This window comes from Kribbella sp. NPDC051936, assembly GCF_040680955.1.
Lineage (GTDB): Bacteria > Actinomycetota > Actinomycetes > Propionibacteriales > Kribbellaceae > Kribbella.
Map to the genome: position 1 here is coordinate 610,392 of NZ_JBFAXS010000003.1, position 17,682 is coordinate 628,073.

Genomic DNA, 17,682 nt, shown 5'->3' on the forward strand with positions numbered 1-17,682 from the left:
GGGGTGGGGCCAATGTCCGTCGACGCCAAGCCTGACACCGCGGTGAAGGCCGCGCGCCGCGCCGCGCCGCCCGGCTCCGAGGGCACGATGCTGCGCAAGACCGGCGACTGGGCCCGGCGGGGCCCGTTGCTGCCCGCGCTGGTGTTCATGATCATCGTGACCCAGCTGCCGTTCCTGGTCACGCTGGTCGTGTCCTTCATGGACTGGAACGCGTACTACCCGGACGAGCGCGGGTTCGCCGGGGTCGACAACTTCCGGCGGGTGCTGACCGACGCGAACACCCGGCACGCGATCTGGGTGACGATCGTGCTCACCGCGGGCGTCGTCCTGCTCAGCCTCGCGCTGGGGCTGGCGATCGCGCTGCTGCTGGACCGCAAGTTCCGCGGCCGGGGTGCGGTCCGGACGATGATGATCACGCCGTTCCTGGTCGTCCCGGTGGCCGCCGCGCTGCTGTGGAAGCACGCGCTCTACAACCCGACGTACGGCCTGTTCAACGGCGTGCTGAAGTGGTTGTTCGGCGAGAACGCGCCGCAGCCGGACTGGATCAGCAACCAGCCGCTGTGGTCGATCATCTTCGCGCTGGTCTGGCAGTGGACGCCGTTCATGATGCTGATCCTGCTGGCCGGGCTGCAGAGCCGGCCGCTGGATGTGATCGAGGCGGCCGGGATCGACGGCGCGAACCAGTGGGAGATCTTCCGCTACATGACGCTGCCGCACCTGCGGCAGTACCTGGAGCTGTCCGCGCTGCTCGGCTCGATCTACGTCGTGCAGAACTTCGACGCGGTCTTCACGATCACGTCCGGCGGTCTCGGTACGGCGAACCTGCCGTACACGATCTACCAGACGTTCTACACCGCGCACGACTACGGCCGCGCCTCGGCGGCGGGCGTGATCGTGGTGATCGGCACGATCGTGATCGCGACGCTCGCGCTCCGGTCGGTGTCCACGCTGTTCCGAGAGGAGACCGGTCGATGAGTAGTGGACAGATCACGATCGTGAAAGGGCATCAGCGCCGTGGTGGCGGCTGGGCCTTGAGCGGGCTGGCATGGATCGTGGGCATCCTGTTCGTGCTGCCGGTGCTGTGGATGCTGCTGACCTCGTTCCACTCCGAGGAGGACGCGGCGAAGAACCCGCCGGACGTCGCGGCGCCGCTGACCCTGGACGGCTACCGGGCGTTCTTCGACACCGGGCCGTGGCCGTCGATCCTGAACTCGCTGACCGCGAGCATCCTGTCCACGGCGCTGGTCATCCTGCTCGCGTTCCCGGCGGCGTACTCGCTGTCGATCCGGCCGGTGAAGAAGTGGACCGACGTGCTGTTCTTCTTCCTGTCCACGAAGATGCTGCCGGTGGTGGCCGGCCTGCTGCCGATCTACCTGTTCGCGCAGTCGGTCCACTTCCTGGACAACATCTGGCTGCTGATCATCCTCTACACCTCGATGAACCTGCCGATCGCGGTCTGGATGCTGCGCAGTTTCCTGTCCGAGGTGCCGGTGGAGATCCTCGAGGCGGCCTCGGTCGACGGCGCGTCGCTGACCCGGACGCTGCGGTCCGTGGTGGCGCCGGTGGTCACGCCGGGGATCGCGTCGGCGGCGCTGATCTGCTTCATCTTCAGCTGGAACGAACTGCTGTTCGCCCGCGTGCTGACCGGCACGGTGGCGCAGACGGCGCCGGTGTTCTTGACTGGGTTCGTGACCAGCCAAGGATTGTTCCTCGCCAAAGTCTGTGCCGCGTCCATCGTGGTGTCGCTGCCGGTGCTGATCGCCGGGTTCGCCGCCCAGGACAAGCTCGTCCAGGGTCTGTCGCTGGGGGCGGTCAAGTGACCGCACTGGCTGCTGCCGGCCTCGATGCCGTAGGCAACGACGTTCCGGTGCCGTCCTACGACCGGACGGCGGTGACGCCCGGGATCGTGCACTTCGGGGTCGGCGGGTTCCATCGCGCGCACCAGGCGATGTACCTGGATCGGCTGATGACCGAAGGGAAGGCGCTGGACTGGGGGATCGTCGGCGTCGGGGTGCTGCCGAACGACCGGCGGATGGCCGAGGTGATGGCCGCCCAGGACTGTCTCTACACACTGGTCGTCAAGCATCCGGACGGGACCCTCGAGCCTCGGGTGGTCGGGTCGATCGTGGGGTACCTGTTCGCGCCGGACGACCCGGAAGCCGTGCTGGCGCGGATGGTGGATCCGGCGACCCGGATCGTGTCGCTGACGATCACCGAGGGCGGGTACCACGTCAACCAGGTGACCGGAGAGCTCGACACCGCGGGGCTGGAGGCCGACCTCGAGCCGGGGGCGACGCCCGGCAGCGCGTTCGGGTTCATCGTCGAGGCGCTGCGCCGGCGCCGGGAGGCCGGCGTGCCGCCGTTCACCGTGATGTCGTGCGACAACATCCCCGGCAACGGGCACGTCGCGCGCAAGATGATCGCCGCGTTCGCGCGGCTGAAGGATCCGTCGACGGCCGACTTCCTGGAGAACGAGGTCCGGTTCCCGAACTGCATGGTCGACCGGATCACGCCGGTCACCGCCGACGCGGACCGGGCGGCGCTGGCCGAGCGGTTCGGGATCGAGGACGGCTGGCCGGTGGTGTGCGAGCCGTTCACGCAGTGGGTGCTCGAGGACGACTTCGGCGGCGTGCGGCCGCCGTACGAGGACGTCGGCGTCCAGATCGTCGAGGACGTCGAGCCGTACGAGTTCATGAAGCTGCGACTCCTGAACGCCTCGCATCAGGCGCTGTGCTACCTCGGCTACCTGGACGGCTACCGGTACGCGCACGAGGTGTGCCAGGACAAGCTGTACGTCGACTTCCTGCTCGGCTACATGGACCACGAGGGGTCGCCGACGCTGCCGCCGGTGCCCGGGGTCGACCTCGACCGCTACAAGCACCAGCTGATCGAGCGCTTCGCGAACCCCGAGGTGCGCGACACCCTGGCACGGCTGTGCGCGGAGAGCTCGGACCGGATCCCGAAGTGGCTGCTGCCGGTGGTCCGCGAGCAGCTGGCGGCGGGCCGGGAGATCAAACGGTCGGTGCTCGTGGTCGCGTCCTGGGCCCGGTACGCCGAGGGCGTCGACGAGCAGGGGCAGCCGATCGAGGTCGTCGACCGGCTGCGCGACAAGCTGGTCGACCGGGCGCAGCACAACCGGGAGGATCCGCTGGTGTTCATCGCGGATCCGGACCTGTTCGGCGACCTGGCGTCTGACGAGCGGTTCGTGACGCCGTACAAGGCCGCGCTGCGATCGCTGCACGAGATCGGTGCGCGGGCGACGGTGGAAGCGCTCTAGTCTGTGATCCATGACTGAGCTGAGGCTGGTGGCCGGGGTGGACTGCTCCACCCAGGCCACCAAGGTTCTGGTGTGCGACGCCGAGACCGGGGAGGTCGTCCGCGAGGGACGGGCGCCGCACCCGGACGCCACCCAGGTCGACCCGGCCGAGTGGTGGAAGGCGTGGGAGATCGCGTCCGACGGGCTGCTCGACGGGGTCGAGGCGATCGCGATCGGCGGCCAGCAGCACGGCATGGTCCTGCTCGACGACGCCGGTGAGGTCGTGCACCCGGCCGTCCTGTGGAACGACACCAGCTCCGCCGACGCCACCACGGAACTGATCGCCGAGCTCGGCGGCGCCCAGGCGTGGGCCGAGGCCGTCGGCTCCGTCCCGGTCCCGTCTTTCACCGTCACCAAACTGCGCTGGCTCAGAGACGAAGCCGCCCGCGAGGCGGGCGCGGATGCTGCGCTGCGGCGGGAGGCCGTGCGGCGGGCTGCTGCGGTCGTGCTGCCGCACGACTGGATGACGCACCGGCTGGCGGCGGACCGGTCCGGGATCGACGGGATCACCACGGACCGTGGGGATGCTTCCGGGACCGGTTGGTGGTCGCCGACGACCAACAGCTACCGGACCGACCTGGTGGAGCTCGCCTTCGGTCGCCAGCTGGCTCTCCCGCGCGTGGCTGGCCCGGCGGAGATCGTCGGGCAGACGGCCTTCGGCGCGGCGATCGCGGCCGGCACCGGTGACAACGCCGCGGCCGCGCTCGGCCTCGACCTCCAGCCCGGCGACGTCGCGGTCTCCCTCGGCACCAGCGGTACGGCGTTCGCGCGCTCCGCTCATCCGACCGCGGACCCGACCGGTCTCGTGGCCGGCTTCGCGGACGCCACCGGTGAGTACCTGCCGCTGGTCTGCACGCTCAACGCGGCCCGCGTGATGTCCGCGACCGCCCAGATGCTCGGCCTGGAGCTGCCGGCCTTCGACGAGGCCGCGATCAGCTCGCCGGGCAGCGACGGACTGGTCCTGCTGCCGTTCCTGGACGGCGAACGGACGCCGGACCTGCCGCACTCGACCGGCCTGATCTACGGCCTCACCCGGGCGACCATGCAGCCCGCGACGATGGCCCGTGCCGCGGTCGAGGGGCTGCTGTGCGGTCTCGCCGACGCCGTCGACGCGCTCCGCGACCAGGGCCTCCCGGTGCAGCGCGTCCTGCTCCTCGGCGGCGGCGCCCGCTCCCGCGCCGTACAGGCTCTCGCCCCGGCCCTGCTCGGCGCGGAGGTCGTCCTCCCGGAGCCGGCCGAGTACGTCGCCCTCGGCGCCGCCCGTCAGGCGGCCTGGGCCCTGTCCGGCGCGGCCACCCCGCCCACCTGGCAGGTTCCGGTCGGCAAACCCGAGCCCGCGATCACCGTCGACGCGCCCGCGATCCGGGCCAACTACGCCCAGGTCCTCGGCAACACCCGCCCGCTGCTCTCCCAGCCCTACAACCAGTAGTCCGTCACGCGCTGACGTCTACAGTGGACTGATGGTGTACTTCGGTGCGGTGCTCGGGCTGATCGGGCTGCTGACGTTGCTGGTCCGCGACGATGACGTCGTCGGGCTGCCCGCCGTCGCGGTCGGGATCGGGCTGCTCGTCATCGGTGCCGTGGTCGGCGTGCTGGGCGTGCTGCGCCGGCGCGCGGTCCGGCGGCGGAAGATCGCGAACGGCGAGCCCGTCCCGGTCGGCACTGTGTTCGACCGGGCGAAGGCGCTGCCGCGGCTGCTCCGGGACGTCCGCCGGGGGACGTACGCCGATCTGCCGAAGAGCCGGACGTTCCTGTGGGTGCTCGCGCTCGTGTATCTGGTGTCGCCCATCGACATCCTGCCGGACCTGCTGCCGATCATTGGCGTCACCGACGACGCAGGGGTCGCGGTCTGGCTGCTCACCAGCGTGTCGACCGCAGCGGGCCTGTATCTGCGCAAGGAGCGCGAGCAGCTCCCGCACCAGTCGCCGAGCGGTCGCCGGTCTACAGGCGGCGCCTGACCCAGTCGGCCACGTCCTCGGCGGCTTCCTCCGGGTGCTCGTAGGCGAAGCGTTGCAGCGGATCCGCGGGCGGCTCGCACGAGCCGAGCCGCTCCGCGGCGGCGACGAGTTGCCGAGCAGCCGTGAGGACCCGCGCCGCCTGGGCCGCCGCCTCCACCGGATCGTCCAGCCCGACAGCCGCGGCCGCCAGGTCCGCGACCTCGCAAGCCTGGTACGCCATGGCCAGCTGCGCGCGATTCATCCGAACGCCCGGACGAAGAACAGGCCGGTCATCAGGACCGCCGTGCCGAGGACCAGCCCGCGGAGCATCGTCGGTGGCAGCCGGCGGACGACATGCGCCCCGCCGTACCCGCCGAGCACCGCGCCCGCCAGCAGAGCGACCAGGTGCAGCGGCTGCGCGAGTACGTCGGCCGCGAACACGAAGATCACCGCCGCGGTCAGGTAGACCGCCGCGACCTGGATGACCCGCAGCGGGTTGCCGCGTGCCGGGTCGAGCGATGTCGTCGCGGTCCAGAACGCGAGCATCATCAGGCCGACCGCGCCGCCGAAGTACCCGCCGTAGATCGCCAGCAGGAACTGGCCGGCCAGGATCGCGGCCGGGCCGGGTCGCCCGAGTCGCAGCGCGGCCGTCAGACGCTTTCCGAAGGCGAGAACGACCGTCGCGAATGCCAGTAGCCAGGGGACCGCCGCATCGAAAGAGGCTGACGGCAGTAACAGCAGCAAGCCCGCTCCGATCGCCCCGCCGGCGACGCTGGCGAGGGTGAGCCGGGCAGGCGACGGCTGGGCGAGTCCCTCGATCTCTCGCCGGTAGACCCACGCGCTGGTCGCGTTCCCGGGCAGCAGGGCGACGGTCGTGGTCGCGTTCGCGGTGACCGGCGGCATGCCGGCGGCCACCAGGGCAGCCAGTGCCACGAAGCTCCCGCCGCCGCCGACGGCATTGAGCGCGCCGGCCGCGACACCGGCCAGGAGAATCAGCAGCACCCTTCGAGGATCCGGGTCCGGCGCGCACTCCACAATGCGTGATCCCCGTAGCCAGCCTTAGCCTGAAACGTAGGCTGGTGTCATGCGGTACGACCTGGACGATCTCCGGCTGTTCACCCACGTCGCGGCGGAAGGCTCGATCACCGGCGGCGCGCGCCTGATGCACCTCAGTCTGCCTTCGGCCAGTGCGCGGGTCAGAGCGCTCGAAGCGCAGGCCGGCGTACCGCTGCTGGTGCGCGAGCGACGCGGCGTCCGGCTGACGCCCGCCGGCGCCACGCTGGCCCGGCACGCCCGTGAGGTGCTCGCCGAGACCATCCGGCTGGACAGTGCGGTCGCGTCGTACGCCGGGTCGCGGGCGGCGCCGATCCGCCTGGTCGCCGGCGGGTCCGCGATGCACCAGTTGGTCCCGCTCGCACTGGCCACGTTCCTCCGCGACCATCCGGAGTACGACGTGAACGTGAGCGAGCGCCGGACGATCCGCAGCGTCCGGCTGCTCGCGGCCGGTGAGGCGGATCTCGGCGTGATCCTCGACGACGAGCCGACCCAGCTCCGGACCGAACCGCTGGCCGACGACTCGCTGGTGGTGATCGGGCAGGCCGGCGGCATCCTCGCCGGCCGGGCCTCGATCGCGTACGCCGAGGTGGCCGAGCATCCGCTGGTCGGCCTCGACCGGCACTCGCCGCTCAGCCAGTGGATGGACGACCGCCTCGGCCCGCACGCGCCGGCCCCGCGCTACCGCACGCTGGTGCCGACCCTGCACGCCTTGATCACGCTCGCCACCGCCGGCGCCGGGCTCGCCGTCGTACCGCGCCGAGCCGTGAACGCCACGGCCACCGCGGAGATCTGCCCGCTCCAGGATTCCTGGTCACGCCGGGCCCATCTGTTGTGCTACGCCGCCGACGCACCGGAAGCCACCCACCTGCTCGCGTCCCACCTGCACGCGGCGGCGGACGGCTAGCGCGACGCCATGCCTTCGACGAGGTAGTCCAGGCCGAGCTCGAACACCTCGGACGCGGTCAGGTGCCGGGCTCCGCGCACCGACTCGCCCAGCCGCGGATAGTGGCCGGTGGCAAGCATCCGCTGGAGGTACGGCCCGAACGTGTGCTGCCATTGCTCTTTGTCCAGCCCGCTCGCCCGCTCGGCGCGGCGCTCCGCGACTTCCTTGCGGACGGCGCCGACCAGGTAGACGCTCAGCGTCTCCATCGCGCCGGCTCTCGCGTCGAGGTCGTCCACGCCGGATGCGTGCAGCGCGGCGTGGCACGCCTCGGCGTGGGCCAGGGTCGCCGGACCGAGGTGTGGCCGGCCGCCGTGCAGGTCCGCGAACCACTCGTGCCGCAGGGCGGCGTCGCGGATCCCGTGTGCGATCGAGCGCAGGACGTCGCCTGCTGTCGATCCGGTGGGCGCGGGGATCTCGGCGTACACCGCGTCGGCCATCAGCGCGAGCAGCTCGTCCTTGGTGTCGACGTACCGGTAGAGGCGCATCGGTCCGGCGTCGAGCGCGGCGGCGACCTTCCGCAGCGACACGGCATCCAGGCCGTCCGCGTCCGCGAGGGTGATTGCGGCGCGGACGATCCGCTCCCGGCTGAGCGGGCTCGGGGCCTGTCGCTCGGGAGGCTCCGGCCGTTCCCAGATCACGGATTCGTTCGGCACCCAGTGAACGATACACTGGCTCTGTCGATACGGTGTATCGACACATACGGTGTATCCAGGGGAGAAGCATGATTGCGATCATCGGCGGGGGTCCTGGTGGACTCACGCTCGCCCGGGTGCTGCACGTCCACGGCATTGCAGCGGTGGTGTACGAGCGGGACGCCTCGCGCGACGCCCGCGACCAGGGCAGCATGCTCGACCTGCACACCGACACCGGCCAGGCCGCCCTGCGCGCGGCCGGTTTGGAGCAGGAGTTCTTGCGCCATGCCCGCCGCGAGGGGCAGGACCTGCGCATGTTCGACTTCACGGGTGCCTTGCTGCTCCAGGAGGTCACCCCTGACGACGCGCCGATGGCGCGGCCGGAGATCGACCGCGCCGATCTGCGGGATCTGCTGCTGCGATCGCTGCCGGCGGACACCATCCGCTGGGGGAGCGCGTTCCAGTACGCCGACGGCCACACCCTGCACTTCGCGGACGGCAGTACGGCGACCTGCGACCTGCTCGTCGGCGCCGACGGCGCCAACTCGCGTGTCCGCCCGCTGCTGACCGACGTCCGGCCCGAGCACACCGGCAGCATCTCGATCCTGAGCGCGATCCACGACGCCGACCGCACCCAGCCCGAGCTGGCGGCCATGGTCGGCCGGGGCAATTTCTGGGCCTTCGGGCCGGATCGCCGGCTGGCCGCGCAGCGCAACGGGAACGGCACCATCACGGTCGGGGTCTCGCTGCAGGGTCCGCCCGACTTCGATCCGCCCGCGGTCGGCGAACTGCTCGACGGTTGGGCGCCGGAGTTCCAGCGACTGCTCGCTGCGTGCGACGAGCCGTTCGTGGTGCGTCCGCTGTCCGTCCTGCCGATCGGTCTGACGTGGCCGCGCCGGCCAGGCGTCACGCTGCTCGGTGACGCCGCCCATCTGATGCCACCGGTCGGGGAGGGGGCGAATCACGCCATGCTCGACGGCGCCGAACTCGCCCGGGCCATCGCGGCGCACCCAGGTGATGTGGAGGCGGCGCTCGACCTGTACGAGCCGGCCATGTTCGCTCGCGCCGCCGAGACCGCCCGCCGCTCGGCGGCGGCCGCCGAGCTGCTGACCGGCCCGGACGCCGGCGAGAAGGTACTGCGGTTCTTCACGCCCGAGCCCGCCGACTAGCCTTCAGGCATGAGCGCGGACGAGGTCGGCATCCCCCTGCAGGCGTTCGACGCGTTGCTGCACAGCCCCAACGTGCCGACCGTCTGCCGGGCGCTGAACATGTACCAGGTGGCCGCGGCGTACACGCGGTTGAGCGGCGGCAACCCGCTCGAACCGCTGGCCGGCGACGTCCGCCAGGTCGCGCTTGAGATCCTGTCCCGGCCGCCGGTGGAGGCGAGCGAGGACATCAAGGCCGGCTTCGACCACCTGAGCGCCCTGAACGTCCTGACGACGTTGGCCGAGCCCGACGACGCCGAACTGCTCTCGGGACTGCTGGAGCGGACGACGGACGAGCAGATCCGCGCGGTCGCTTCGCTGGCAGCAGACACCGCGCGGCGGAAGGCGACCGGCGCGGCGGGATAGCGTGCTGTGCATGCGCGCGCTGACAGTTGAAGAGGCCCGGCAACGGGCGGCAGACCTGGCCCTGCGGTCGTACGAGATCGCGTTCGACCTGACCGGTGCCGGGGACACGTTCGTGACGACCAGCCGGATCCGGTTCGGGGCGACGAGCACCGGCAGTTGGGTGGACGTGAAACCCGAGCGGCTGCTCGGCGTCGAGCTCAACGGGCGGGTCCTGGACCCGCTGCTGCTGGACGGCGGCCGGTATCCGTTGAGCGACCTCCGGGCGGAGAACGAGCTCGTGGTCACCGCCGAGATGAAGTACTCCGCCGACGGCGAGGGCCTCGTCCGGTCCGTCGATGCCGCGGACGGCCGCGTCTACACCTACGGCATGTCCTCGCTGGAGTCCGCGCCGCGGTACTTCCCGTGCTTCGACCAGCCCGACCTCAAAGGCCCGTACACCGTGACCGTGAAGTGCCCCGAGGATTGGGTGGTCCTCGGGAACGGCGCCGCCACCCGCACCGCGCCCGGCGAGTGGGCGCTCGCCGAGACCAAGCCGCTGTCGACGTACTTCGTCACGGTCGTGGCCGGGCCGTACCACCAGATCCGCTCCGAGCACGACGGGATCCCGCTCGGCCTCGCCTGCCGGCAGTCGTTGAAGGAGCACCTCGAGCGCGACGCGGAGGACCTGTTCCGGACCACGCGCGAGGCGTTCGGCGAGTATCACCGGCTGTTCCGGCAGCGGTACCCGTTCGGCGAGTACTGGCAGGCGTTCGTGCCGGACTTCAACCTCGGCGCGATGGAGAATCCCGGGTGTGTGACGTTCGCGGACGGCCTGGTGTACCGCGGGCAGGCGACCGAGGCGGAGCGCAGTACCCGGGCCCGGATCGTCGTGCACGAGATGGCGCACATGTGGTTCGGCGACCTGGTCACGATGAAGTGGTGGAACGACATGTGGCTGAACGAGTCGTTCGCCGAGTACATGGCGCACCGGGTGTCGGAGGACGCGACCAGCTACACCGGCAACTGGACCGACTTCGCGTTCGTGCGGAAGTGGTGGGGGCTGCACACGGACCAGACCAGCTCCACCCATCCCGTGGCGCCGGACAGTCTGAAGGACGCGCGGCAGTCGCTCGACGACTTCGACGGGATCTCCTACGCGAAGGGCGCGGCGGTGCTGAAGCAGCTCGCCAAGTACCTGGGGGACGACGTGTTCCTCAAGGGGGTGAACGCGCATCTGGAGGCGCACGAGTACGGGAACGCGGATCTGGCCGAGTTCATCGAGAAGCTCACCGACGCGGGAGCGCGCGACCTGGATGCTTGGTCCGGCCAATGGTTGCGGACGTCCGGGCTGGACACGATTTCCGCCGCGCGGACAGCGGCCGGGGCCGTACTGCACCGTTCGAGCCCGGACGCGTCGCGGCGGTTGCACAAGCTGAGCGTCGGCGGGTACGCCGCGGACGGATCGGGGACCCCGGTCGACGTGGTTCTCGACCAGGACTCGGTCGAAGTTGTGTTAGGCAACGATATCGCCGTGGTCGTGCCGGACGCCGAGGACGACACCTGGGCGAAGATCCGGCTCGACGCGACCAGTCTGGCCAATCTGCCGGTGGTGCTGCCGACGATCGGCGACGGGACCACGCGGGCGGTGGTGTGGAACTCGGTGCGGGACTCGGTCGCGGATGCGGAGCTGGATCCGCGGCGGGCGCTCGAGTTGTTCGTGGCGGCGCTGCCGCAGGAGACGAGCGATATCGCGGTCGGATCTCTCGTGCAGTGGCTCGAGAACCGGCTGCTCGGACGGTACCTGGACTATGACGAGTACCACGGCGTGGCGGCCGACGCGTTGCGTGACAAGCTGGCGCGGACCGCGCCGGGGAGCAGCCTGCAGCTGGTGACCACGCGGGGCCTGATCGCGACCACGGACGACGCCGGCCTGCTGACCTCCTGGTTGCAGGGCACCGCCGGCCCGGACGGGTTGGAGATCGACGCGGACCTGCGCTGGGCGATCGTCCTGCGGCTGGTGCGGCTCGGAGCGTACGGCGCCGTGGAGATCGACGCCGAACTGGCACGCGACCGCTCCACCGAAGGCGTGAACCAGGCGGCCCGCTGCCGCGCCGCGCTGCCCGACGGCAAGGAGGCGGCCTGGACGCGGATCATGACCGACCCGACCGTCGGCGTGAAGGAACTCCTCGCCGCGGCGGAGGGTTTCTGGCACCCGATCCAGGCCGCCGCGACAGCGCCGTACGAGCGCCGGTACTTCACCGACATCGCGTACACCGGCGAGATCCGGTCCGGCATGGTCCTCGGGCTCACCGCTCACCGCATCGCGCCGCGCTTCAGCGTCGACCCGGAGCTGATCGCCCCGGCCGAGGCCCTGATCGCGGACGAGGCCGTGGTGTCCGGCATCCGCCGGCAGACCGCGGACTTCCTCGACGACCTGCGCCGCGCCGTCGAGGTACGGCGTACCTTCGGCTGAGTCAGCGGACGGTGAGACGTTCCGCGACGGCCTTGCGGGCCTGGTGGATCCGAGCCTTCACGGTGCCGAGCGGAACGTCCAGCTCATCGGCGATCTCGGCGTACGACAGGGCGCCGAGGTCGCGCAGGACGAGCGGCTGGACGAGCTGCGGGTGACTCGACTCGAGGGCCTCCAGCGCCTCGAGGAGGTCGAGCCGCGAACCGGCGATGACGGAGGTGGTCCGGGGGTCGACCGACTCCGGCAGCACCTCGGCGGACTGCTCGACCGAGCGGCGCTTCAGCGACCGGTAGGTCTGCCGCGCCTGGTTGGTGGCCACGATCGTCACCCAGCCCGCGAAGCTCCCGGTGCCCTTGAAGGTGTGCACCTTGTTCGCGACCTGCAGCAGGGTGTCCTGGACCGCCTCCTCGGCGTCCTCCCGGTACGGCAGGAACTTGGCCACCCGGCGCTGCACCTGCGGCCGGATGGCCTGAAGAAGTTGTGGAAGCACCGTCTGGTCCCCGGCCGCAGCCCGAGCCGCGAGTTCTTCCAACTCCTCGGTCATGCTCCCCCTCTTGAACTGGTTTGTAGCCGACAATAGCCGGGATGGATGTCATCGGGCGGTACCGGTTACGGGACAAGATCGGCGCGGGCGCGTTCGCGACCGTTTGGCGCGGGTACGACGACGACCTGGACGTCGACGTCGCCGTCAAGGTGCTCGCGGACAACTGGGCCTCGCGCGCCGACGTCCGCGAGCGCTTCCTGTCCGAGGCGCGGCTGATGCGGCGGATCTCCAGCGACCGCGTGGTCCGGGTGTTCGACCTCGGCAAGCTGCCGGACGGCCGTCCGTACTTCGTGATGGACTACGTCGGCGGCGGCACCATCGGGGATGTCCTGAAGCACGGGCCGCTCGACGCGGTCGACGCGCTCTGGTGGGGCGCGGACCTGGCGCGCGCGGTGGCCGCATTGCACAGTGAGGGTGTCGTGCACCGCGACGTCACCCCGGCGAACCTGCTGCTCCGGCCGGGTGACGAGGTCGGCGGCGGCACGCACCGGATCGTGCTCGCCGACCTCGGCCTGGCGAAACGGGCCGCCGAGGCGTCCGGACTCACCCAGGCCGTCGGTACGCCGTCGTACATGGCGCCCGAGCAGGGCCGCGGTGACGGCGGATTCGACGAGCGCGCGGACATCTACGCGGTCGGCGCGGTCACGTACGCACTGGTCACCGGCCATCCGCCGTACTCCGCCGGCTCGATCGGCGACGTGCTGAACCGTGACCCGGACCTGCCGCCGCCGAGCCTGCGCCCAATGCTGCACGAGTCGGTCGGGCAGCTCGACGACATCTTCGCGCGGACGCTCGCCTACCGCGTCACGGACCGCTGGGAGCGTGCGGACACGCTGGCCGAGCGCCTGGAGGCCGAGGCGTACCGGCTGGAGCAGGAGGCGCCGCAGCGGGCCTCCGAGCGGACCACGATCACCGACGACGCCATCGGCACGACCGTCGCGGCCGACCCGCCGGTCCGGCGACGGCGCCGGCGGCGCGCATGGTTCCTCCTCGCGCTGCCCGTGGTGTTCGTCGCGGCAGGCGTCGGTGGATGGTTCCTCTTCGGGATGTGACTGCATAGAGTAGTCGTATGGCTACTTACTGCAGTATTGCGGTGACTCTTGCCTTGTTGACCCCGGCAGCGCCGCCTGTCGCCACTTATGCCTGTCGCGCCGACACCAAATTCGGCCGGCACACCGTCTCGCTCCGGCAGGCCGTCGACGCGCAGGCGCCGGCCGTCGTCCCCGCCAACTCGCGCTTCACCGTCGCCGTCCACCTGCAACCCGGCACGCTCCCGAGCGAGGTGAAGGGCTTCAAGCTGAAGGAGGTCCGCGACCTCGCGCTGCGCATCCCGGTGCCGGCGAACTCGTCCTACCTCGGCGCCCGCCTCACCGGCGGCTCCGGCCTCAACTCCACTCCCACTGTGCAGCTCGAGGGAAACACCGCGGTCGTCAAGGTCGCCGGTCCGATCCCGGGCGGCGCGAGCTACGAACTCCCGGCGCTGAGCGTCCGCCTGAAATCCGGCCGCGCCGGCACCACCATCGAGACCAAGCTCAAGGGCACCAGCTACGACGACCCCGGCCTCACCTTGCAGGCCAAGATCAAGTGGAAGTTCGTCACCACCAACGCGCCCGTCAGCTGCTATCCCGACCCGAATCCAGTCCTCACTCGCACCGCGGTGCGCTGATCCACGCAGCTCCGAGCGGCCGCCGGCACCGGTGCCGCGATCACCGCTCGACTTCGCGCGCGATGCCGTCTCAGGGGTTGACCCCGGAGTTGGTTGGTTGACCCCTTGAAAACCGAGGGGCCAACCATCCCTGTGAGGGGTCAACCCCTGAGACGTACCGGCGCGTGTGCCAGACGGGCGTTGCGCTCAGGGGTTTGCAGCTCGTGCGGACGTGTGGCGCCGGGCCATGGTTCGGGGTGGTTCGGGGTGGTTCGGTCAGTAGGTGACGGTGATCCGCTGCGTGGCCGGGTCGACGCGCACGGGGCCGCCGTACGGGAGGACGAGCATCGGGTCGGTGTGACCGATGTCGAGGCCCTTCACGACCACCGCGTCCGGGTTGTACTCCGCGAGGGCGCGGTCGACGGCGATGTACTGGTCGGCGACGTACGCGACCGACTGCTCCGGCGTCATCGTCCGATCCAGCGCCCGGGATTTAGGGCGGCCCCAGAGCACCGCGTCGAAGCGCTCCAGCAGGCCGCGCTCGCCGAGGTTGCGGAGCATCCAGTAGACGTGCTCCGACGACGGCAGCTCCTCGCTGGTCTCACCGAACAGCACCCCGCCGTACGACTCGGTCGGCAGCATCCAGCGGTTCGCGGCGAGTTGCCAGTCGAGAATCTCGATGCAGCCGCCCCAGAGCTTCCCCGTGACCTCGCGCGTGCCGCTCCAGGTCCAGCCGGTGCCGGGGAACAGCGGCGGCTCGGTCTCGAGGTTCGCCGGGACGCTCCAGTCGTGGTCGACGTCGGTCCAGCCCGCGGCAGGTGTCAGCTCGAACTCGCCGCCGCCGAAGATCGCCGCACGCAACGCCCGTTCGGAGTCCGGGTGCATCGCGCCGCCGCGGCCGAACTGCACCATGACGCTGCCGCCGTAGTAGCCCGGCAGGCCCAGCGAATACAGGAAGTTCAGCAGGTTGGTGTTGTCGCTGTACCCGAAGAACGGCTTGGGATCGGCCGCGAAGATCGCCGGGTCCAGATGCTTCAGCACGGTGAGCTGGTCGGAGCCGCCGATCGATGCGAAGACCGCACGGATCGACGGGTCCGACCAGGCCGCGTGCAGGTCGGCGGCGCGCTCCGCGGGGGAGGTCCGCAGCTTCCGGGTGGTCGGGTACTCGACCGGGTCGAGCCCGAAGTCCTCCCGCATCCGGCGCAGGCCGAGCTCGTACGGACCCGGGAAGATCTCCGGCAACCCACCGGACGGCGAGACGATCGCGACCCGGTCACCAGGCTTCAGCATTCAGACCCCGATCGGGTGCCAGACGGTCTTCAGCTCGAGGTACTGCGTGAGGCGCGACAGGCCCTGGTCCGCGGTCCAGTCCTCCTCGGCGGGACGGCGGACCCGCTTGAGGTTGCCGGCCGCGGCGATCTCCAGGTCACGGGCCTCGTCCGCGGACTCGATGCCGCACAGGTCGATCGCGTTCACGTCTTGGTGCGACGCCAGCCACGGCCCGATCTCGGACGCCGACCCGGTGAGGATGTTGACCACGCCGCCGGGTACGTCGGAGGTCGCCATCACCTCGCCCAGCGTGACGGCCGGCAGCGGCCGCTCGAACGACGAGACCGCGACGACCGTGTTGCCGGACACGATCGCGGGCGCGATCACACTGGTCAGGCCGAGCAGGCTGGAGTCCTGCGGCGCGAGCACCGCGACCACGCCGGTTGCCTCGGGCAACGAGAAGTCGAAGTACGGCCCGGCCACCGGGTTGCTGGAGCCGACCACCTGGGCGAGCTTGTCGGCCCAGCCCGCGTACCAGACCCAGCGGTCGATCGCCGCGTCCACGACCGCGCGGGCCTTGGAGATCGACAACCCTTCGGACGCGGAGACCTCGGCACTGAACTGCTGGTGCCGGCCCTCCATCACCTCGGCGATCCGGTACAGCACCTGACCGCGGTTGTACGCCGTCCGCGCGTGCCAGCCGCCGAACGCCTTGCGGGCCGCCACCACGGCGTCGCGGGCGTCCTTCCGGGAGGCCTGCGACGCGTTGGCGAGGAACTTGCCCTTGGCATTGGACACGACGTAGGACCGGCCGGATTCGCTGCGCGGGAAGGCGCCGCCGATGTACAGCTTGTAGGTCTTACGCACTTCGAGCCGCTGAGTCTCAGTGGGCAAGGTAGGCCTCCAGACCGTGGCGACCGCCCTCGCGGCCGTAGCCCGACTCCTTGTAGCCGCCGAACGGCGACGCCGGGTCGAAGCGGTTGAACGTGTTCGCCCAGACCACGCCGGCGCGCAGCTGGTTGGCCATCCAGAGGATCCGGGAGCCCTTCTCGGTCCAGATCCCGGCGGACAGCCCGAACGGGGTGTTGTTCGCCTTCTCGACCGCCTCGGCCGGGGTGCGGAAGGTCAGCACCGACAGCACCGGGCCGAAGATCTCCTCGCGGGCGATCCGGTGCGCCTGCGAGACGCCGGTGAACACCGTCGGCGGGAACCAGTAGCCGTTGGCCGGCAGCTCGCACTCCGGCGACCAGCGCTCGGCGCCCTCGTCCTCGCCGATCTGCGACAGCTCGCGGATCTTCGCCAGCTGGGCCGCCGAGTTGATCGCGCCGATGTCGGTGTTCTTGTCCAGCGGGTCGCCGACCCGCAGCGTCTCCATCCGGCGCTTCAGCCGGCCGAGCACCTCGTCGTACACGCTCTCCTGGACCAGCAGCCGCGAACCCGCGCAGCAGACGTGGCCCTGGTTGAAGAAGATGCCGTTGACGATGCCTTCGATCGTCTGGTCGAGGGCTGCGTCCTCGAAGACGATGTTCGCCGCCTTGCCGCCGAGCTCGAGCGTGACCGCCTTGTGGGTGCCGGCCACCGACTTGGCGATCGCCCGGCCGACCTCGGTGGAGCCGGTGAACGCGACCTTGTCGACTCCCTCGTGCTCCACCAGGGCCTGACCGGTGCGGCCGGCGCCGGTGACGATGTTCACCACGCCCGGCGGCAGGTCGGCCTGCTGACAGATCTCCGCGAACGCCAGCGCGGTCAGCGGGGTGGTCTCGGCCGGCTTCAGCACGACGGTGTTGCCGGCCGCCAGCGCGGGCGCGATCTTCCAGGCCAGCATCAGCATCGGGAAGTTCCACGGGATCACCTGACCGGCAACGCCCCACGGCCGCGGGTCGTCGCCGACGCCGGCGTACTCGAGCTTGTCGGCCCAGCCCGCGTAGTAGAAGAAGTGCGCGGCCACCAACGGGATGTCGACGTCGCGGGACTCGCGGATCGGCTTGCCGTTGTCCAGCGACTCCAGCACCGCGAGCTCGCGCGAGCGCTCCTGGATCAGCCGGGCGATCCGGAACAGGTACTTCGCCCGGTCCCTGCCGCTCATCGGGCGCCAGACCTTGTCGAACGCCTTGCGGGCGGCGCGAACCGCCTTGTCGACGTCGGCGGGGCCGGCCTCGCTGACCTCGGCCAGGACCTCCTCGGAGGCCGGCGAAACGGTTTTGAACGGCTTGCCGTCGGTCGCCTCGACGAACTGGCCGTTGACGAACAGCCCGTACGACGACTTGATGTCCACGATCGCGCGCGACTCGGGCGCGGGTGCGTACTCGAATCTGCTCAT

At 70.7% G+C, this 17,682-nt stretch carries 18 protein-coding genes; 11 read left to right on the forward strand and 7 right to left on the reverse strand.

The features are described 5' to 3' along the window. Window positions 1-12 precede the first annotated feature (12 nt). The 5 genes from AB0L64_RS13155 to AB0L64_RS13175 are packed head-to-tail and all read left to right on the forward strand — an operon-like array spanning window position 13 to window position 5,274. On the forward strand, window positions 13-975 hold the full coding sequence (locus AB0L64_RS13155) for a sugar ABC transporter permease (RefSeq protein ID WP_363710360.1): 963 nt from the start codon (window positions 13-15) through the stop codon (window positions 973-975). After that, a complete protein-coding gene (locus tag AB0L64_RS13160) occupies window positions 972-1,820 on the forward strand; it encodes a carbohydrate ABC transporter permease (protein WP_363710361.1) in 849 nt (282 codons plus the stop codon). The genes AB0L64_RS13155 and AB0L64_RS13160 overlap by 4 nt, the downstream gene beginning before the upstream one ends. After that, window positions 1,817-3,277 (forward strand): mannitol dehydrogenase family protein, encoded by a 1,461-nt coding sequence (locus AB0L64_RS13165; RefSeq protein WP_363710362.1) that lies wholly within the window; start codon window positions 1,817-1,819, stop codon window positions 3,275-3,277. The genes AB0L64_RS13160 and AB0L64_RS13165 overlap by 4 nt, the downstream gene beginning before the upstream one ends. Window positions 3,278-3,287: 10 nt before the next feature. After that, window positions 3,288-4,745, forward strand: coding sequence for a xylulokinase (gene xylB, locus AB0L64_RS13170; RefSeq protein ID WP_363710363.1), 1,458 nt, complete (start codon window positions 3,288-3,290; stop codon window positions 4,743-4,745). A gap of 31 nt (window positions 4,746-4,776) precedes the next feature. Then, window positions 4,777-5,274: a DUF1232 domain-containing protein gene (locus AB0L64_RS13175; protein ID WP_359941733.1), complete on the forward strand. Its 498-nt coding sequence runs from the start codon at window positions 4,777-4,779 to the stop codon at window positions 5,272-5,274. Here AB0L64_RS13175 and AB0L64_RS13180 read toward each other — a convergent pair. Both AB0L64_RS13180 and AB0L64_RS13185 read right to left on the reverse strand, forming a co-directional pair. Then, on the reverse strand, window positions 5,258-5,515 hold the full coding sequence (locus AB0L64_RS13180) for a hypothetical protein (protein ID WP_363710364.1): 258 nt from the start codon (window positions 5,513-5,515) through the stop codon (window positions 5,258-5,260). The genes AB0L64_RS13175 and AB0L64_RS13180 overlap by 17 nt on opposite strands. Further along, entirely contained in the window at window positions 5,512-6,255 is a 744-nt protein-coding gene (locus AB0L64_RS13185) for a sulfite exporter TauE/SafE family protein (protein ID WP_363710365.1), read from the reverse strand. The genes AB0L64_RS13180 and AB0L64_RS13185 overlap by 4 nt, the downstream gene beginning before the upstream one ends. A gap of 82 nt (window positions 6,256-6,337) precedes the next feature. Here AB0L64_RS13185 and AB0L64_RS13190 point away from each other — a divergent pair, with 82 nt between their 5' ends. After that, window positions 6,338-7,213 carry a LysR family transcriptional regulator gene (locus AB0L64_RS13190; RefSeq protein ID WP_363710366.1) on the forward strand — a complete coding sequence of 292 codons (876 nt, stop codon included), beginning with the start codon at window positions 6,338-6,340 and terminating at the stop codon, window positions 7,211-7,213. Here AB0L64_RS13190 and AB0L64_RS13195 read toward each other — a convergent pair. After that, window positions 7,210-7,905, reverse strand: coding sequence for a TetR/AcrR family transcriptional regulator C-terminal domain-containing protein (locus AB0L64_RS13195; protein ID WP_359941721.1), 696 nt, complete (start codon window positions 7,903-7,905; stop codon window positions 7,210-7,212). The genes AB0L64_RS13190 and AB0L64_RS13195 overlap by 4 nt on opposite strands. A 68-nt stretch (window positions 7,906-7,973) precedes the next feature. On the opposite strand from AB0L64_RS13195, the gene AB0L64_RS13200 reads away from it, so the two are divergent. Genes AB0L64_RS13200 through pepN form a run of 3 tightly spaced genes read left to right on the forward strand, consistent with a single transcriptional unit; the run spans window position 7,974 to window position 11,907 of the window. Continuing rightward, window positions 7,974-9,053, forward strand: a complete 1,080-nt coding sequence (locus AB0L64_RS13200) for an NAD(P)/FAD-dependent oxidoreductase (RefSeq protein ID WP_363710367.1) — start codon at window positions 7,974-7,976, stop codon at window positions 9,051-9,053. Window positions 9,054-9,062: 9 nt separating this feature from the next. Beyond that, a complete protein-coding gene (locus AB0L64_RS13205; protein ID WP_363710368.1) occupies window positions 9,063-9,455 on the forward strand; it encodes a hypothetical protein in 393 nt (130 codons plus the stop codon). Window positions 9,456-9,465: 10 nt separating this feature from the next. Next, window positions 9,466-11,907, forward strand: coding sequence for an aminopeptidase N (gene pepN, locus AB0L64_RS13210; RefSeq protein ID WP_363710369.1), 2,442 nt, complete (start codon window positions 9,466-9,468; stop codon window positions 11,905-11,907). Between the two features lies 1 nt (window position 11,908). On the opposite strand, the gene AB0L64_RS13215 is transcribed toward pepN, so the two are convergent. Further along, on the reverse strand, window positions 11,909-12,448 hold the full coding sequence (locus AB0L64_RS13215) for an RNA polymerase sigma factor (RefSeq protein ID WP_359941710.1): 540 nt from the start codon (window positions 12,446-12,448) through the stop codon (window positions 11,909-11,911). A gap of 41 nt (window positions 12,449-12,489) precedes the next feature. On the opposite strand from AB0L64_RS13215, the gene AB0L64_RS13220 reads away from it, so the two are divergent. Both AB0L64_RS13220 and AB0L64_RS13225 read left to right on the forward strand, forming a co-directional pair. Further along, window positions 12,490-13,500, forward strand: a complete 1,011-nt coding sequence (locus AB0L64_RS13220) for a serine/threonine-protein kinase (protein WP_363710370.1) — start codon at window positions 12,490-12,492, stop codon at window positions 13,498-13,500. A gap of 17 nt (window positions 13,501-13,517) precedes the next feature. Continuing rightward, on the forward strand, window positions 13,518-14,114 hold the full coding sequence (locus tag AB0L64_RS13225; RefSeq protein WP_363710371.1) for a hypothetical protein: 597 nt from the start codon (window positions 13,518-13,520) through the stop codon (window positions 14,112-14,114). A gap of 255 nt (window positions 14,115-14,369) precedes the next feature. Here the strand turns inward: AB0L64_RS13225 and AB0L64_RS13230 are convergent, their stop codons facing one another. The 3 genes from AB0L64_RS13230 to AB0L64_RS13240 are packed head-to-tail and all read right to left on the reverse strand — an operon-like array spanning window position 14,370 to window position 17,682. Continuing rightward, on the reverse strand, window positions 14,370-15,383 hold the full coding sequence (locus AB0L64_RS13230; protein WP_363710372.1) for a S66 peptidase family protein: 1,014 nt from the start codon (window positions 15,381-15,383) through the stop codon (window positions 14,370-14,372). Further along, complete coding sequence (locus AB0L64_RS13235) at window positions 15,384-16,256, reverse strand: aldehyde dehydrogenase family protein (RefSeq protein WP_363710373.1); 873 nt, start codon at window positions 16,254-16,256, stop codon at window positions 15,384-15,386. Continuing rightward, entirely contained in the window at window positions 16,246-17,682 is a 1,437-nt protein-coding gene (locus AB0L64_RS13240; protein WP_363710374.1) for an aldehyde dehydrogenase family protein, read from the reverse strand. The genes AB0L64_RS13235 and AB0L64_RS13240 overlap by 11 nt, the downstream gene beginning before the upstream one ends.

Coding starts and splice junctions, on each gene's coding strand:
- AB0L64_RS13155 (WP_363710360.1), top strand. CDS start 13: ATGTCCGTCGACGCCAAGCCTGACACCGCGGTGAAGGCCGCGCGCCGC.
- AB0L64_RS13160 (WP_363710361.1), top strand. CDS start 972: ATGAGTAGTGGACAGATCACGATCGTGAAAGGGCATCAGCGCCGTGGT.
- xylB (WP_363710363.1), top strand. CDS start 3,288: ATGACTGAGCTGAGGCTGGTGGCCGGGGTGGACTGCTCCACCCAGGCC.
- AB0L64_RS13175 (WP_359941733.1), top strand. CDS start 4,777: ATGGTGTACTTCGGTGCGGTGCTCGGGCTGATCGGGCTGCTGACGTTG.
- AB0L64_RS13180 (WP_363710364.1), bottom strand. CDS start 5,515: ATGAATCGCGCGCAGCTGGCCATGGCGTACCAGGCTTGCGAGGTCGCG.
- AB0L64_RS13190 (WP_363710366.1), top strand. CDS start 6,338: ATGCGGTACGACCTGGACGATCTCCGGCTGTTCACCCACGTCGCGGCG.
- AB0L64_RS13200 (WP_363710367.1), top strand. CDS start 7,974: ATGATTGCGATCATCGGCGGGGGTCCTGGTGGACTCACGCTCGCCCGG.
- AB0L64_RS13205 (WP_363710368.1), top strand. CDS start 9,063: ATGAGCGCGGACGAGGTCGGCATCCCCCTGCAGGCGTTCGACGCGTTG.
- pepN (WP_363710369.1), top strand. CDS start 9,466: ATGCGCGCGCTGACAGTTGAAGAGGCCCGGCAACGGGCGGCAGACCTG.
- AB0L64_RS13215 (WP_359941710.1), bottom strand. CDS start 12,448: ATGACCGAGGAGTTGGAAGAACTCGCGGCTCGGGCTGCGGCCGGGGAC.
- AB0L64_RS13220 (WP_363710370.1), top strand. CDS start 12,490: ATGGATGTCATCGGGCGGTACCGGTTACGGGACAAGATCGGCGCGGGC.
- AB0L64_RS13225 (WP_363710371.1), top strand. CDS start 13,518: ATGGCTACTTACTGCAGTATTGCGGTGACTCTTGCCTTGTTGACCCCG.
- AB0L64_RS13230 (WP_363710372.1), bottom strand. CDS start 15,383: ATGCTGAAGCCTGGTGACCGGGTCGCGATCGTCTCGCCGTCCGGTGGG.
- AB0L64_RS13240 (WP_363710374.1), bottom strand. CDS start 17,682: ATGAGCAGATTCGAGTACGCACCCGCGCCCGAGTCGCGCGCGATCGTG.